Raw genomic sequence first — 14,116 nt, 5'->3', positions numbered from 1 at the left:
GGAGAAAATAGTAATGCAAAGTATAAAGTTATGTTCTCATGTTGGGGCTGATGGGGTTTTGCATCTAGATATTCCAGCAGGGATAGTAAGTAGTGATATCGAAGTAGAAGTAATTATTAAACCTATAACTCCATCTCAAAGGGAGTGGATGCCCGATTTTTTTGAAGAAGTGGTTGGTGGTTGGGCTGGAGAACCTTTAGAAAGAGCAGAACAAGGAGAGTTTGAGACGCGGGAGACGTTGTTTTGACCTATTTGATTAGATACAAATGTTTGCATTAGACTATTGAACAATAGTAGCCAAACGGTAACAAATCGACTAGCACAGCAGCAACCAAAAGACATTTACCTTTGTACTGTAGTGCAAATGGAACTTTATTATGGGGCTTATCGCAGTACTCAAACCGAGCGGAATTTAGCGATATTAGAAAGGTTTTTTAGTCAATTCGCTGTGTTGCCATTAGACCCAGCAGCAGCTAGAGTCGCAGGAAGAATTCGAGCAGAGTTATTAGCGAGTGGAACGCCTATAGGCCCGAACGATTTTCAAATAGCAGCGATCGCCTTGACACATAACTTAACACTAGTCACACACAACACCAGAGAGTTTGGTCGCGTCAGTGGGCTGGTGATTGAAGATTGGGAGCAGGGGCAATAATGTGGGCGATTTCTAGAAATTTATCTCCCTGGTGGGTACGGGAGGCTGTAAGACCCCCGCCATAATATGCAGATTTGGCGGTGGGATACACGGACATCCCGCGCTTATTGAATAAGTTTGATGCCTATCAGAAATATCAAGAGCTTTTATCCAAACATAAGCAGATGTATGAAGTAGCTAGTACTCTGTCAGAGAATTAAGATGGTGCAGTTGTAGGGAAGTGATGGAGCAATCGCATTAAATAAAAGCGCAGGAGTATTTAAAAGATGTGTAATTTCCTTAAGGCTAATTCTGTTGGGAAATATTAGACTTTTCAGATTCCTTGACCACTATCTTTTCCCATTGTTCTACAGTTTGATTTTGAACTCGCATGACATTTTTTCTAAAATTTTCAATTACTACTTCATCCGCTAGATTTAGATTGTAGTCTGAACCTATCCTTAATTCAAAATTTAGTCTTTCATTTTCAAGCGAATCAGCAGCACGTCGGGAACGAACCCAACTAAACCTCCAATTATAAACAGCCAAAGACGCAGAAATAGATGCTATTGCTGGCGGAATTGCCTGGACATATTTAGGTGTATTATCCATCAATATTAGTATTGGTGTAATTCCTGATAAAGCAACAGCAGCAAACTGTGAAAGAAAATATGCCCACTGGAAACCTGTGCTACTTAATCTATAATGCTTCTCCCATTTTTGACAATGTTCTAATGCTAATTGAGAAGCTTTCTGAGTTTGAATGACTTCACTAGCCCTTTCGTTCATAAGTTAAGTTATATAATTTACACCTACTTAAATCTAAGCCTGTAGCCTTCCGATTACAAGTCGGATGGACAATATGCATATTATGCGATCGCTCTCCAGTTCTGGGGAAAAGTGGGAGGCGATCGTTCCTTCTAACTTTTCCTCTAAGAATTTAGGTTCAACATTACTTAGACAATACTCATACTCCAAACAAATAATTTTACATCTTTTTCATTATTACGGATATACACTGAGGTTTGTTCCACTTATGCATGACTAAAATATGACAAATAATATAGCGCCTGCTACTTAAGTTAGTGGGTTAAGTTCCCTTAATGACTATTAACCCAAGTTGCGGGTTATCGACTGATATAAACTTGTGATCACTCAATTGATGCGATCGCGTACAAGAAAGTGGGGTTGGTGGGTAGCGCCAACCTGCCATGCCGTTGTTGGCGGCATTCAGCTACTGAAATGATTTTAAGTTATATAAATTACTTATTCACTAAAAGCTTGTTGAAGAGTAAAAGAAAAAATGAATGCTTGTAGCTTAAGTAAAAACCCTTGATAAGTGACTGCATGTATTGATTTTGGGAAAACACAAGTGATACTACTAAATACAGTTTCGATATAATGCCGAGTATGTTGTTTAATATATTGATTCCAAGGCTTATCCTGACGCTGGGAGTTCTTTTTTCGCATGACTTGTAAAAAAATTTGACTTGTTTGTTCCAAGTCATCCTCAATGGTGTAATCCGTGTAAGCTGAGTCACCATCAAGTTGACTACCAGGTGGAAGGTTTAAAGGTAAGGCATTTAAAGCACGTACATCGTTGGCACTACCAGGCATAAACACAAATTCTACAGGAATACCATTTTTGGTTGTTAATAACTGAACTCGAACCCCGTAAAAATATCGTTTTTTCGATGCGATGTAACCTCTATACTGCTCCGACTGGATGATTTTTACATTAAAAATACGGATGTTGTCGCAGAAAGACACAGGAAATGAGTCTAAAAGATATTCAGTGGAATCACTAATTTCTTTCAGTACCATTCCCACTTGATGAAACAAGTCGTTGATTAACATTGAGACACTGTGTAATCTCCTATTGAATCGTGACTTTTCTAACATATTAGATATCAAATTATGGTCTTTCATATAACGACAAGCCTTGCTATGATTACCATTAATGGGCGCTCAGGGGCAGGATTTGTTGGTTAAGTATTTGCCGAATTAGTTGTTTGCTCAGTTTTGATGTGTGCGGTGGGTTTTGCCCATCGCGGATTTAAGCTGCCAATTCAGGATTAATTACGGTCGATACACAGCAAGGGTTTGGGAGAAATAACTTTTAGGCAAGAGAAATACGGGAATGAAGGGGCGACTACTCCAATTAGATGATGTCAGGCAAATTGATAATCCACATAAGGTAGCATCTTTATTTCAAAAAATTGGCTACAACGCTTCTGCTCAACAATTAGCTATTGATGACTTAGAGTTACCTGCTCGGAGTGCGGAAGCAATTTGGAACGCATACATGATTGCCGATCATCAGCATGGTAATGAGTCGCTGCAAGTATTACTGTTTCAACTTCAGGACTCAGAATGGCATTCTCCCAGTGTTGCTAGTAACCGGATGCGATCGCTCGTTTGAGTTGATCGGCTGTGAAAGCCTTACCCTCTAGGTTCTGAGTTTCTACCCCTAACTGTTCTGCTATCTCAACGAGCATTTGCTTAGGGGTAGCAGGTTCACAGAAGGCAACTGTAAACCCGTCATCCTGTAGCGCCTCGACCACAGCAGTACCCAGTGTGCTTTTACCCCTGCCTTCCTCTCCTGCTATCAAGATTGAGCTGTTAGCCAACAAAGAAGCTTTAACCCGATTAATCTCTGATTGTCGATACAGTCTAATCTCCCCCGGCGCTGAGCATCTGTCCTGTTTGGTTCCTGGTTAGTTTTGGGGGATTTGACCTTGGGTAGAATTGCGATCGCAGCCCCAGCAACAGCTGTCACAACTGACATAATCGACAACCCACTGATCGCAATCACTACACCTACAACTAATGTAGCTAGTAAACTCAACCAATTGCTAGGCCAGCCTGGGCGAAGTTCACTAACGATTGAGCGTATGCGAAAGGGTCTACCGTTTTCACCTGCCCCGACTCTTTGATTTTCTGTTTAAGTTCTTCTGGCAACGCCTCTGGATTATCAATATACTGCCTTGCTATCAAATTTTCAGCTATGAGGATACCAGCAGCCTTGGATTGAGCCGACTTGACTATATTTGCAATTGGGTCTAAATCATTGTTAGCAGCTTCCCTCTCTCCAGTGGCAGTAAAATCCTGCTGTTGTGGCGCTAGGTTTTGAGTTTGCGGCTGTACAACAATGTTCGATGTATTTTTTTCTTCTTCCCAAGGCCACGACTTTTCGGGTACTGGGTAGCCATCCATTCTACTTGTCGCCTTGATATGCTCGTGCAAACCATCCATGTGTTGGACTTGCTCGGCTGTCAAGTAAGCCTTACCCGACTCCTTGTAGGTTTTGATTTGTAGGTAGTTCATCCTGGCATACACCGGATCTCTACCTATGCCATATCTTTCCGATAATTCTAATATGGAAAATTTTGAAAAATTATCTCTGTTTTGACTGGTGTCGGGTAGGTTGTCTGTCATAAAAGTTGAAACTGTCTACTATATATAGTCCAATTGTCGAGCAGACAGTCGGGTAGACAGTATGGTAATAATGCGGGTTGTATTGTGAAGAGTTTTCTAGGTAACAGTACCCTGTTCCACTAAAATGTAGCTAATAATACCACTATTATTGCGATCGCTATTTCTTGAATCTTGCGCTTAATTTCGTTTAAAGAAAAATTGTAAGCGATCGCATCTTCCAATAGCTGCTTTCTGGTTTCCTCATCACCAACTCGTGCGATCGCTCGTGCTTTAGTGTACTCAAGCTGACCAGAACGCAGCACCTCTAATACATCAGCAGGGAGATTGAGCAGTGGTAGGCGATTTTTAACAAACGACTCCCAACCCATGCGACCCAGCGATGTAAATAACTCTTCTATTACTTGAGTTTCGCTCTGAGACATAACGTTATGTCTCAATTCAGAATTGCGATCGCAAACGTTACGCATTTTTGTCAGATGACTAGTTACTTCATCTGGTGTTATCTCTAGGCGCAACGCCAACAATTCGAGGATACCTTCAGTTTCTTCTAGGGGGTTAAGGTCTTCGCGTTGCAGGTTTTCAACGAGGCGCACTTGATATGTAATCGCATCGTCCATTTCCCTGGCGACAATGGGAACCTCGGTTAATCCTGCCATTAATGCAGCTTTGTAGCGTCGTTCCCCTGCTACCAATTCATAATTGCCCTCAGAGAGCGGACGCACTAAAAGAGGTTCAAGGATGCCCAGTTCTTTGATTGAGCGTGATAGTTCTTCAAGCTTTTGAGGGTCAAAGTAGCGGCGCGGTTGCGAGGGAGGCAGCTTGATTTTATTAATAGCGATAGTGTTGGGGACGTTGGTTTTATCATCAGGCTGTGTCGGACTGTTGCCAAATAACAAATCAACAGGTTTTTTGATAGCGGCGTATGGTTCGTTGCGTTTGCTGCTCACGGTTTTATTTCAAGTTTATCTATGCTGTTGGCAATTTTTTTGAGTATGCTGACGGCGGGGTGATTTTTATCAAATAATGCTAGCGGTATTCTCCGCTCGGATGCATCGGCAAAGGCAATCGTTTTAGGAATGGGCGGGTAGACAGTACCAATATCTGATAATTGTTCTTGCACAGCTTTAACGGTACGTGATTCTTGGGCAGTGCGACCATCAAACATTGTGGGAACAAACCCAGCAAATTGTAAAGTGGGGTTGGTATGACTCCTAACTTGGGCTACCGTACTCAGTAAAAGTTCTGTTCCCTTAAATGATTTAAATTGGCACTGGATAGGTACAAGAATGTGAGTTGCAGCAGTCAAACTAATAATACTGAGTAATCCCAAAGAAGGGGGACAGTCAATCAAAATAAAATCGTATTTATCTTGTACTGTCAAGAGTGCATTTTTCAAACGATATTCCCTAGCGATCGCACTTGCTAACTGCATTTCGCAGGCCGCGAGATTAATGTCAGCTGGGACAAGTGCCATACCGTGAATTAGTTCGGAATGGATGGGTAATGGCTTGTTATCTACTATTACTTGCTGTATGGTTTGGTCGAGTGTATCGGGTTCAAGTCCCATAAAAGTAGTCAAGCTAGCCTGCGGGTCTACATCCACAAGCAGAACACGACGTTTTTTGAATGCAAGGTGGTAGCCTAAGTTTTGGGTAAGTGTGGTCTTTGCAACCCCACCACTTTGGTTAAATAGCGCAATGATGCGGGTTTTGGTCACGAGTAATAAATTGTGGTCGGAAATATTGATTGTCCCTAATACGGCAGATTGTAGCGTTGAGTAAGGGATAATACAACTAGGTTGATGGGTGTTTTGGTCGCTTGTGCGATCGCATGATCAGGTATATGTCTAACACCCTACTTGTGTTGAAAAATCCACCTGGGAGGTACTGCCCCTCCTATGTCTGTGTTATCAGCACAGCGCCTCACTTTTCGGCTTCAGGTGGAAGGCGGAAGATGGAGGAATCGAACCCCTAAGTGTTACCCCACCCCGGTTTTCAAGACCGGTTGCCAACCATTTAGCGGCATCTTCCATATAAGGGGTGTCTGAGGAGGCTTGAACTCCCTAATGACTGGTTCCACAAACCAGCGCCGCGACCACTTTGGCTTCAAACACCATCAGTGGATTCGGTGAGGTTTGAACTCACAACCTCCTGTGTGCAAGACAGGCGCTCTCCCAATTAGAGCTACGAACCCATGTGGCAGGAATGGCAGGATTTGAACCTACATAAAACCGTTTAGAAGACGGTTGCCTTATCCATTAGGCGACACTCCTATAAATTGGTAGCCCCGACAGGATTTGAACCCGCGACTTCCTCTTTGTAAGAGAGGCACTCTCCCAACTGAGTTACAGGGCCATGAGAGCGAGTGATGGGACTCGAACCCATGCGCTGAGTGTGGCGCACTCAGATGCTAGCCACTACATCACACCCGCATTGAAGAACCTATATGGTTCAGAGCGATCAACGAGACTCGAACTCGCGTTAACAGCGCGTTGCTCTGCCATTGAGCTATGAGGCAATGTGCCAGCCCCCCAGGTCGGAATCGAACCGACGACCTCCTGTTCTTCAGACAGGCGCTAACTACCAACTGAGCTACCAGGGGATAAGGCGAGAATGGAGGGACTTGAACCCCCACTTTTCAGTTTCGTAGACTGATGTGTTATCCAGTTACACCACGTTCTCACGCAGCGGAGAGAGAGGGAATTGAACCCACAGTGAGATGCTGAATCCCACGACTGTTTAGCAAACAGCTTGCCCTACCAATAGCAATCTCTCCACAGTGGGCCGGGTAGGATTTGAACCTACAACGCGAACGCGGCTGTTTTACAGACAGTTACCTACGCCAATAGGTGAGCCGACCCATAACTTTGGTAGTGCAGACGGGACTCGAACCCGCTAATTACACGCTTGAAAGACGTGCCGCTCGACCACTTCGCTTCTGCACCATCAACGCACAGACAAGGATTTGTTGGCGAAGCCTTCCCGAAGGGTACACTGACCAAAGGTTTTGGAGACCCTGATGCTGCCGTTACACCATCTGTGCATTGGTAGCAGTGGCGAGAGTTGAACTCGCATATACCAAGTTATGAGCTTGGGGCTTTGCCGTTAAGCTACACTGCAATGCTTGGAGTCCAGGGAGAGAATCGAACTCTCGAATAGTCGGTTTTGCAGACCAACGCCTTCCCACTTGGCCACCTGGACACATTTGGAAGCCTCGACGGGAGTTGCACCCGCTTCTCCATGCTTGAGAGGCACAGCGACTTGTCTATTTGTCCACAAGGCTACAAAGCGGGGATGACGAGACTCGAACTCGCGGCTTCCTGTTCGACAGACAGGCACTCTTAACCAACTGAGCTACACCCCCACATTGAGTGGCAATTATTCGGTTTTCATGGTTCTGAGGTGCTTGCTCTATGCCTTTAAGAGAGGCTGTAGTGCTTCACTACATATATACTACAAATATAATACAAAAGTGTCAAGGGCATACTACAAACTTTTTCAAAGAAGTGAGAGAGCAAGGTTATCTAATGGTTGTATTGCCCTCTCTGATTAGGGTTGGAGTAAATTACTCACTTTCACTCAGGCGTTGGGCGCTCCAAAACTGTTCTGCAAATGCAACTGCTAGGTGAATTGGAGCTTTAGGCTTAGTTTTTAGTACCATTCCAACTTCATGTGGTAGGCGATCGCTCTTAACTGAGTTGCACTTTTCACACGCCGTTACAACGTTATCCCAACAGTGCTGTCCACCTTTGGAGCGGGGAATTACATGGTCTAGCGTCAGACGTTTAGTGCTACCGCAGTATTGGCAGGTGTGGTTATCACGCTTGAGTACTTCACGCCGATTTACAGGTGGTACTTTCCAGTGCCGCTCAGGATTACCCGCCGTCAAACGAATGTGTTCAGAAACTTGTAGTACTACATTAGGAGAGCGAACTTCCCAAAGCTTCGTGCTGCTGAACTCCAAAGATTCTGCTTGACCCGTAACTAACAGCACAACGGCGCGTTTAATGTTGATACGTGCCAGTGGTAAGTAGTTTTTGGAGAATACTACCACTGAGTTTTGTAATATGTGTGGTTGCTGGCTCTGCTGCTGAGCTTCCATACGTTAATTCACTCCTAAAAAAATAACCCCCGCCTCTGGTTATCAAAAGCGGGGGTTAAGTAGTTGATACTTTTTGCCTTATGTTGGTGCTGTAATACACTTGCACCTCCCGCTTTGAATAAGTTGGTCTAGATTCAGCCATCCGGCAATTGCTCCAAAAACATCAATACTTGCAGATTTACCGCCCAAAAACAGATATGTTTCCTCAAACGCAAATAGCACGATTGCTCTACCTAAACCCCGATAGGGTTGGCAATGCATCACGCTACTAATGGTTGAGGAGAATCTGCTTGTCATCGAATTTGTAGTATTTGTAATTGAGACTAATATCAATAATACAGTTGTAGTATGTGTTTGTCTACTGGACAGTTTTGGGGGAAAGCCAATTCTCTTTTTTATTAAGTAGGGTTTATACTTTTCCACATACTAGCTAGAGCCATAGCAATAGGCTTAGTAACTTCGTCATCAGTCCAATACCCATTGTGTGAGAAAGGTGTCCAGTTCGTGAGGATGTTGCCAGAATTGACTTCTACATCTTCTTTAACAGCTGCTTTGTACTTATCATTTATTGCCTTAACAGGAAATCCAAGAACGTCGTCTCTGTCATAAAAGTTAACCCACTCACCTTCTAAATTTGGATAATGGTTTGAAAGTTTAGGAGAAGGAATTGTGATTGGTGTACCAAAATCTGTGTAACGTAGTCTCCACAAAGCAATTTGACTACCGAGTGTGTAATACAGTGCTAATGTTTCCCCTTGTTCTAAAGGAGTGTTGCCAACTTGTATCTGCATAACCTCGTTTTGGAGATCCCAAATATAGTTACTTGTTATAACTGAACCAAGACTATGCCCGATAATGCATAGTGGAGCTTTTCGACCAGCTTTTTGAGCTAATTCTTTCAAAGTTTCAGCAATTACTTCATGTACTTGATCATATATCTCTCTATGTTTAGGAGTAATTTGGTAGCCAATACTGTCTGCGAGAGAATGAATAATAAAATCACGTAGACCCCAAGGATTGCTGAGTTTTTTAAGCTCTAGTCTTCTTGATAGCTCATCCTCAAGATCCTGAAGAATAGGGGCCCAGTATATAGCTTCAATCTCCAACTTTGAATCTATTTGTTGTTCATCTTCTCCTAACAGTTCTGAAACCTGAGACTTTAGCTTTCGTGCTATGCCTCCAGCAAACTTCTCAGGATTATCTTTGTTTTTAAATTCAGGACTGGCTTTACCAATGCCATGTATAACAGCTACTGCAATTTTGTTTGACACTATAGTGTTCCTTTGAATATTTCATCTTTAACTGTTAGCTGCTTGGTAATTTAAGTGTTAACCAAGACCCAATCGCCATTCAATCCTATCTGCCCAATCGGGAAAGTCAATTAGTGGATTCCGGTTCCCTTGCTTCTCAAAGATAGCCATATTTCTGTGTTTTTCATACTTAGTGGGTGGCTCATTTTCATGCCAGTTTAATAAGGTTCTAAGCCGACTCTCTTCAAACTCGCTGCGGTTAATTTCTTCTGGATAACGCAGTAAGAAATACAAGGTTGCACGGGCTACTGCTCCTTTTCCTGCTGAAGGCTCAAACTTCTTTTCTTCACGCTTACCGCATTTATCGCGGATGCGTTCTCCAAAATCTGGAAAGTCAAAAAATGGGATGTTACTACGAAAACTATTGCAATCAGGTTCGCAAGCAAAGAGATGATGCAAATCACCACGCATGGGTTCGCGCCTAGTAAACCAGGACTGCGGTACTACGTGTTCGCAGTTAAAAGGCATACTTGCTTCTAACAAATCAAGTTGAGCCGCTCTCTGTTCTTCGTTCATAGCTGACTCTGTTGTGATGCTCTCTTGAAACCGTCTAATGAGTTCCTCAATTTGAAACGCCTCTCGAATGAACTCTTCTGGCTCAAACTCGTTTCCAGAGTAAATACTTTGCAGCTTTAAATTTCCCGGTCGCAGGTCAACAAATGGATACAAGTGCGTGCTTGGCTTATACTCTAGCCAAGTAGTATGTGTCCTCTGAAGCAGGCTGCTCAAATTGTTGAAAAGCTTAGTCCGATTTAGAGAGTCAGGCAAATTACTGTAATATTCCTCTCGATTTTGTCTGTCCTGGTCTTCGTTGTAGTATTCTCTGCTACGTCCTCGCTCTAATTCTGATAGAGCCGCTTGAAGCTCCGGGTTTTCCTCAAGAGACCTAGCTTGACCATTTACTGACCGATTTCCGTTTGCTGTAATAATTCCATTATCTAATGGTTGGGTTCGATTACTGCTAATCTGCGAATCGTTTATACCATTGGGTAAAGTGGGTTGCCCTAAACGGACACTTACTTGCAAGGGGAGCGTCCAAGCAACACTACCATCTGTATTGATTGAAGCTGCCGTGTAGCAGTAAACGTAGAACGAGACTGAACAGAATTGCTTTCGCTTTCCAGTCGAGGTGGTATATTAAATAGCTGCTCCCTCAAACGCTGTTGTGCTGAAGGAAGATTCTGTTGCCGAATATGCCTAACAATTCGGCTAATGCGTACACCTTCATTAGCTATCCAGTCTATCTTGTCCTTTCCTTGTTCAGGTCTCCAAAGAGTTCCATCTTTAGCAAGAATACGTTTTTGCCTTGGCATCTAGTAGCTTGACCAACATCTGGCAGAACATGATTGTTGGTCAATAACAGCCTTGGCGACACCATAAACCCGGTTCCAAGGCTTCTGCGACCAGTTATACTACGGAAACCAATATGACCAACTGAGCGTGCAACCAGCAGACCCTCTTCCAGAAAGCTAATACTCATCAAATCACTCTGGTTGATAATTCTTTCCAAAGTAGAAATGTCGGGTGTCCTGACGATGGTGGTCACACCTTCTGTAGAAGGAACTTCTATGTTTGCAACATGACTAGCTAGCCGTCTTAAGCGTTTTTGGACTCGTTGCGGTTCGTCTGCCTGTATTGGTAAGCCGGATGCAAGCTTGCGCTTAGTGTCTTTTCTAATCTCTGTACGTTCAGCGTATCTCTGCTCGGTTTCTTCAAGAAGTTTTCTAGGAATAACCATAAATATAAAAGTAAAGTGCTGAAATTAACCTACTATTCGCAAACTCATACTTATGTTTTGCAGACATCATAAGAATTCTTCAATCTACACAGCCACTTTAAAATTTGACCTGAATTTAGAAACAGTAATCTGTTCGAGTATCTTCAATTTTGACAACATAACTGAAGCTCGAATAATTAAAGCTTTAAAACTTTATCAAGTTGTTTAAAGAAGTATGACCATGAACCAAATTTAAACACCTATGCCATAAATATTTCAAGTTTCGAGGTAGTTAACCATTCGACTCAGGCGTTCCAACAATATGTCCTTTATTTCTATATTTTTCCTCAGAGTAACTATTCTTTCTTTTTATAGATATAACTCTCTATCAATAGGCTGAAAATTTTTTTATGACTCTTACCATTACCAAAGATTTCTAGAAGGGAAACTCCTCTGAACTCTTCTTGAAATTGGTGAGCGCTTCCCTTGCTCCTTCAATCTCGCTTGCGTTACTAGTGCATTTGTACTGTTTTAGCTTTTAAACAAAGGCGATCGCACCCTTGATAAAGATGTTCTAATTTTCTGGAACTCGCAACCCAGGCGTGGTAGTCATTAACAGAACAAGCGGTTTATAAATAACTTCTATAAATAACTGGGGAATATAGCCCACAAAAGCCCGGTCACAACGACCGGGTTTTTTGGCAAGTAGATATAGCAAAAAACCCCGGTGTAAACCGAGGTAAGAAAGAGAAATTCAAATGTCGATGGGAGATACCGAAGTCGAAAAATTTTAGCTAACTGCAAAAGCAGCCCAAACTAGAGCGCTAACAATTAAAGTAGCGAATACACCTTGTACAACGTATTTGCGTTGTTCCCAAATTGCCGGGTACTCAGCGCAGTATACTTGGGGTTCAGTGGGGTAGTTGTTGAGAACGCCGTTTTCGTTAACAGTGGTGTACATAGTTTTTTTATTGCTTGCTTATTTATGTAAAGTAATATAACAATATCGTTACAATTGGTCAACAGGACTTGACAACAAAGGTCTGATAGCGGTGATAAGAAGCGCTTATCAGGAATGGGGGAGTCAGGCAATGCCCTGAAACAGCCACTAGGGACTGATGATAGATGAAAAGCGATCGCGTAGAGTGTCTGTAATACCAATTCCTTAAAGTATTGAATCTTGTCCTGCTTTGACGGTTGAAGATGGATGCGGCGCTATTTCGCTATTACTTGTGTCTGTAGGCTTTCGGTGTCATACCTGTGAGTTGGCGAAATTGTTTACTCAAATGAATGTGACTGTTGAACCCACAGGTTAAAGCAATGTCCATAATTGATTGGTCGGTTTGTTTCAACAACTGCTTTGCTCGTTCTACTCGTTGCTGAAGTAGATATTGATAGGGTTCAATTTATCTGTAAAATAGAACAAATGTACTATAACCAGAGGAGAAAACATGGCTACTAAAATTTTCGTGAACCTACCAGTAAAGAATCTCAATAAGTCTGTGGAGTTCTTCACTAAACTCGGCTTCAATTTTAATCCCCAATTTACTGACGAGACAGCCACTTGCATGATTGTGAGCGAGGACATATTTGTCATGCTGTTGACTCACGACAAGTTCAAGACTTTTACTCCTAAAGAAATTTGTGATGCAACGAAAAGTACAGAAGTGCTTGTGTGTTTGTCTTCCCAAAGTCGAGAAGAAGTCGATGAAATGGTTCGCAAAGCAGTCGCCGCCGGTGGTACAACCTACAACGAACCCCAAGACCACGGTTTTATGTATGGACATGGATTTCAGGACTTAGATAGTCACATTTGGGAACTTGTCTACATGGAGCCAAGCGCAATTAAGCAGGGTTGAAAATGCAATAATACAATCCGCTCACAAGGCAAAGGGCAGTAATACCAATTCTCCGAAAGTTAATAGATCAGGACGCGGTGAGGCACAGACGGAGTGACACGGAGATGAATGTGTCGTCAGATTTTAGAGAAATGGTATAAGGACTCTTGCCCTGTTTTTCAAGAGAACTGTGCGATCGCTCTTTACTCAGTTATCAGTTAGTAGTTCTATAACTGTTCGTTGGAATCAGTATTGTTGGGTTCTAGTTCGTCCTGTGCTGAGGATTTTTTCTGCTTATTTTGCCAGTCTATCATCGCCCGACTTGATCAAACTCCGGCTCGGCTCGACCGTAAGGAGAGCCGAGCAAGTGGAAGAGACTAGCCGGGTGGTGCAAAGCGAGTTATTCCGCCCCTATTTCCTCGCTTTAAGGTAGGTGCGATCGCTCCTTTTCTATTGTCTCCAAAGCTTATGATTACAGTTTTACCCTAAATCGGTAGCAAAAGGATTGAGCCAAAGCCTTCTCTAACCAAATGGCTTTCGCACTGCGAAACAATGAATATTTTTGCCGTAACCTACCGAGATCAATGGTGCGTTGCGCTGTGCGACAACGCACCCTACACGATCTGCTTTTTGCTTTCTCACAAGTTGTTTTGAAACAGTTCTAGAACGTGTTGCCAAGCATCAGGAGCTGCTTGTGGGTTGTAATTTGGGTGCTGAACCATAAATGGGTATTGGTCTTTGAATAATCCGGCAAAGAATCCGTGTCCTGCATCGTATCGAAATACACGATGATTTATTTGATGTTTCTTTAATTCTGTTTCAATTTGCTCATTTTCTTCTTGCGAAACGAATACATCTCTGATTGCAAAAAATGTATAAATAGTACCTTTAATTTCAGAGGTACGATTAATAGTTGGAGTTTCTTCACCATAGCTAGAAGTAGTAATTCCACCACCGTAAAACGAAGCTGTTGCTTTAATATCAGGTAATGTTGCAGCCATGTAAGCAACATGACCGCCAAAACAGAAACCAATGACACCAATCGCATCATTTTTAACATTAGGTAAAGTTTTTAGATAAG

The 14,116-nt window shown here is 42.7% G+C and carries 18 protein-coding genes, 14 tRNA genes and 2 pseudogenes; 5 read left to right on the top strand and 29 right to left on the bottom strand.

The genetic code is table 11. The features are described 5' to 3' along the window. Window positions 1-247, top strand: a 247-nt coding sequence (locus tag AC5JMF_RS22860) for a hypothetical protein (protein ID WP_495797993.1), incomplete at its 5' end; no start/stop codon positions are given. 21 nt (window positions 248-268) lie between these two features. Continuing rightward, window positions 269-652, top strand: a pseudogene (locus AC5JMF_RS22855) (type II toxin-antitoxin system VapC family toxin); the annotation flags it as partial. A 285-nt stretch (window positions 653-937) separates the two neighbouring features. Here AC5JMF_RS22855 and AC5JMF_RS22850 read toward each other — a convergent pair. Together AC5JMF_RS22850 and AC5JMF_RS22845 are read right to left on the bottom strand one after the other, a co-directional pair. Then, window positions 938-1,420: an SLATT domain-containing protein gene (locus AC5JMF_RS22850; RefSeq protein WP_495797992.1), complete on the bottom strand. Its 483-nt coding sequence runs from the start codon at window positions 1,418-1,420 to the stop codon at window positions 938-940. A 477-nt stretch (window positions 1,421-1,897) separates the two neighbouring features. Beyond that, a pseudogene (locus tag AC5JMF_RS22845) lies at window positions 1,898-2,590 on the bottom strand (IS982 family transposase); the annotation flags it as partial. Window positions 2,591-2,771: 181 nt separating this feature from the next. Here AC5JMF_RS22845 and AC5JMF_RS22840 point away from each other — a divergent pair. After that, a complete protein-coding gene (locus AC5JMF_RS22840; protein WP_495797991.1) occupies window positions 2,772-3,053 on the top strand; it encodes a hypothetical protein in 282 nt (93 codons plus the stop codon). Here the strand turns inward: AC5JMF_RS22840 and AC5JMF_RS22835 are convergent. From AC5JMF_RS22835 to AC5JMF_RS22765, 15 genes are all read right to left on the bottom strand, one after another. Next, window positions 3,025-3,243, bottom strand: a complete 219-nt coding sequence (locus AC5JMF_RS22835; protein ID WP_495797990.1) for an AAA family ATPase — start codon at window positions 3,241-3,243, stop codon at window positions 3,025-3,027. The genes AC5JMF_RS22840 and AC5JMF_RS22835 overlap by 29 nt on opposite strands. Further along, the gene (locus AC5JMF_RS22830) at window positions 3,240-3,479 is read right to left on the bottom strand and encodes a hypothetical protein (protein ID WP_495797989.1); all 240 of its coding nucleotides are present in this window, start codon (window positions 3,477-3,479) and stop codon (window positions 3,240-3,242) included. The genes AC5JMF_RS22835 and AC5JMF_RS22830 overlap by 4 nt, the downstream gene beginning before the upstream one ends. Beyond that, window positions 3,476-4,069 (bottom strand): hypothetical protein, encoded by a 594-nt coding sequence (locus AC5JMF_RS22825; protein WP_495797988.1) that lies wholly within the window; start codon window positions 4,067-4,069, stop codon window positions 3,476-3,478. The genes AC5JMF_RS22830 and AC5JMF_RS22825 overlap by 4 nt, the downstream gene beginning before the upstream one ends. Before the next feature lie 119 nt (window positions 4,070-4,188). Beyond that, the gene (locus AC5JMF_RS22820) at window positions 4,189-5,016 is read right to left on the bottom strand and encodes a ParB/RepB/Spo0J family partition protein (RefSeq protein WP_495797987.1); all 828 of its coding nucleotides are present in this window, start codon (window positions 5,014-5,016) and stop codon (window positions 4,189-4,191) included. Beyond that, window positions 5,013-5,786 carry a ParA family protein gene (locus AC5JMF_RS22815; RefSeq protein ID WP_495797986.1) on the bottom strand — a complete coding sequence of 258 codons (774 nt, stop codon included), beginning with the start codon at window positions 5,784-5,786 and terminating at the stop codon, window positions 5,013-5,015. The genes AC5JMF_RS22820 and AC5JMF_RS22815 overlap by 4 nt, the downstream gene beginning before the upstream one ends. A 402-nt stretch (window positions 5,787-6,188) precedes the next feature. Next, window positions 6,189-6,262, bottom strand: a tRNA-Ala gene (locus tag AC5JMF_RS22810). A gap of 3 nt (window positions 6,263-6,265) precedes the next feature. Beyond that, window positions 6,266-6,341: transfer RNA gene (locus AC5JMF_RS22805), tRNA-Arg, on the bottom strand. 6 nt (window positions 6,342-6,347) lie between these two features. Further along, window positions 6,348-6,423: transfer RNA gene (locus AC5JMF_RS22800), tRNA-Val, on the bottom strand. A 5-nt stretch (window positions 6,424-6,428) separates the two neighbouring features. After that, a tRNA-Gly gene (locus AC5JMF_RS22795) sits at window positions 6,429-6,500 on the bottom strand. A gap of 15 nt (window positions 6,501-6,515) precedes the next feature. Then, a tRNA-OTHER gene (locus tag AC5JMF_RS22790) sits at window positions 6,516-6,581 on the bottom strand. A 14-nt stretch (window positions 6,582-6,595) separates the two neighbouring features. Beyond that, a tRNA-Phe gene (locus AC5JMF_RS22785) sits at window positions 6,596-6,670 on the bottom strand. Window positions 6,671-6,676: 6 nt separating this feature from the next. After that, window positions 6,677-6,750, bottom strand: a tRNA-Arg gene (locus AC5JMF_RS22780). Between the two features lie 6 nt (window positions 6,751-6,756). Further along, window positions 6,757-6,844, bottom strand: a tRNA-Ser gene (locus AC5JMF_RS22775). A gap of 4 nt (window positions 6,845-6,848) precedes the next feature. Then, window positions 6,849-6,929 (bottom strand) — tRNA-Tyr (locus AC5JMF_RS22770). Window positions 6,930-6,936: 7 nt separating this feature from the next. After that, window positions 6,937-7,013, bottom strand: a tRNA-Glu gene (locus tag AC5JMF_RS22765). Between AC5JMF_RS22765 and AC5JMF_RS22760 the strand changes: the two genes are divergently transcribed. Next, window positions 6,976-7,119, top strand: coding sequence for a hypothetical protein (locus tag AC5JMF_RS22760; protein ID WP_495797985.1), 144 nt, complete (start codon window positions 6,976-6,978; stop codon window positions 7,117-7,119). The two genes, AC5JMF_RS22765 and AC5JMF_RS22760, sit on opposite strands and share 38 nt — an antisense overlap. On the opposite strand, the gene AC5JMF_RS22755 is transcribed toward AC5JMF_RS22760, so the two are convergent. From AC5JMF_RS22755 to AC5JMF_RS22705, 11 genes are all read right to left on the bottom strand, one after another. Further along, window positions 7,114-7,188: transfer RNA gene (locus AC5JMF_RS22755), tRNA-Ile, on the bottom strand. The two genes, AC5JMF_RS22760 and AC5JMF_RS22755, sit on opposite strands and share 6 nt — an antisense overlap. A 5-nt stretch (window positions 7,189-7,193) precedes the next feature. Then, a tRNA-Cys gene (locus AC5JMF_RS22750) sits at window positions 7,194-7,269 on the bottom strand. Window positions 7,270-7,274: 5 nt separating this feature from the next. Beyond that, window positions 7,275-7,351: transfer RNA gene (locus tag AC5JMF_RS22745), tRNA-Glu, on the bottom strand. Between the two features lie 6 nt (window positions 7,352-7,357). Then, window positions 7,358-7,432 (bottom strand) — tRNA-Asp (locus tag AC5JMF_RS22740). A gap of 201 nt (window positions 7,433-7,633) precedes the next feature. After that, window positions 7,634-8,170, bottom strand: coding sequence for an HNH endonuclease (locus tag AC5JMF_RS22735; protein ID WP_495797984.1), 537 nt, complete (start codon window positions 8,168-8,170; stop codon window positions 7,634-7,636). Window positions 8,171-8,248: 78 nt separating this feature from the next. Further along, window positions 8,249-8,467: a hypothetical protein gene (locus AC5JMF_RS22730; RefSeq protein ID WP_495797983.1), complete on the bottom strand. Its 219-nt coding sequence runs from the start codon at window positions 8,465-8,467 to the stop codon at window positions 8,249-8,251. A gap of 101 nt (window positions 8,468-8,568) precedes the next feature. Further along, entirely contained in the window at window positions 8,569-9,441 is an 873-nt protein-coding gene (locus AC5JMF_RS22725; RefSeq protein ID WP_495797982.1) for a hypothetical protein, read from the bottom strand. Between the two features lie 57 nt (window positions 9,442-9,498). Continuing rightward, window positions 9,499-10,506, bottom strand: coding sequence for an endonuclease I family protein (locus AC5JMF_RS22720; RefSeq protein ID WP_495797981.1), 1,008 nt, complete (start codon window positions 10,504-10,506; stop codon window positions 9,499-9,501). 214 nt (window positions 10,507-10,720) lie between these two features. Next, entirely contained in the window at window positions 10,721-11,218 is a 498-nt protein-coding gene (locus AC5JMF_RS22715) for a hypothetical protein (RefSeq protein ID WP_495797980.1), read from the bottom strand. 769 nt (window positions 11,219-11,987) lie between these two features. Then, a complete protein-coding gene (gene psb34, locus AC5JMF_RS22710) occupies window positions 11,988-12,158 on the bottom strand; it encodes a photosystem II assembly protein Psb34 (protein ID WP_495797979.1) in 171 nt (56 codons plus the stop codon). 265 nt (window positions 12,159-12,423) lie between these two features. Beyond that, a complete protein-coding gene (locus tag AC5JMF_RS22705; RefSeq protein WP_495797994.1) occupies window positions 12,424-12,603 on the bottom strand; it encodes a helix-turn-helix domain-containing protein in 180 nt (59 codons plus the stop codon). 45 nt (window positions 12,604-12,648) lie between these two features. Between AC5JMF_RS22705 and AC5JMF_RS22700 the strand changes: the two genes are divergently transcribed. Next, window positions 12,649-13,056 (top strand): VOC family protein, encoded by a 408-nt coding sequence (locus AC5JMF_RS22700; RefSeq protein WP_495797978.1) that lies wholly within the window; start codon window positions 12,649-12,651, stop codon window positions 13,054-13,056. Between the two features lie 617 nt (window positions 13,057-13,673). Here the strand turns inward: AC5JMF_RS22700 and AC5JMF_RS22695 are convergent. Beyond that, on the bottom strand, window positions 13,674-14,116 hold a 443-nt coding region (locus AC5JMF_RS22695; RefSeq protein WP_495797977.1), incomplete at its 5' end, for a dienelactone hydrolase family protein.

It is taken from the genome of Desmonostoc vinosum, from assembly GCF_059505385.1.
The sequence above is the reverse complement of the archived record's forward strand: the minus strand, read 5'-3'. Positions and strand labels throughout refer to the sequence as shown.

Bases quoted from the DNA above. Each gene is read 5' to 3' on its own strand.
- AC5JMF_RS22850 (WP_495797992.1), bottom strand. From the start codon at position 1,420: ATGAACGAAAGGGCTAGTGAAGTCATTCAAACTCAGAAAGCTTCTCAA.
- AC5JMF_RS22840 (WP_495797991.1), top strand. From the start codon at position 2,772: ATGAAGGGGCGACTACTCCAATTAGATGATGTCAGGCAAATTGATAAT.
- AC5JMF_RS22825 (WP_495797988.1), bottom strand. From the start codon at position 4,069: ATGACAGACAACCTACCCGACACCAGTCAAAACAGAGATAATTTTTCA.
- AC5JMF_RS22735 (WP_495797984.1), bottom strand. From the start codon at position 8,170: ATGGAAGCTCAGCAGCAGAGCCAGCAACCACACATATTACAAAACTCA.
- AC5JMF_RS22730 (WP_495797983.1), bottom strand. From the start codon at position 8,467: ATGACAAGCAGATTCTCCTCAACCATTAGTAGCGTGATGCATTGCCAA.
- AC5JMF_RS22715 (WP_495797980.1), bottom strand. From the start codon at position 11,218: ATGGTTATTCCTAGAAAACTTCTTGAAGAAACCGAGCAGAGATACGCT.
- psb34 (WP_495797979.1), bottom strand. From the start codon at position 12,158: ATGTACACCACTGTTAACGAAAACGGCGTTCTCAACAACTACCCCACT.
- AC5JMF_RS22700 (WP_495797978.1), top strand. From the start codon at position 12,649: ATGGCTACTAAAATTTTCGTGAACCTACCAGTAAAGAATCTCAATAAG.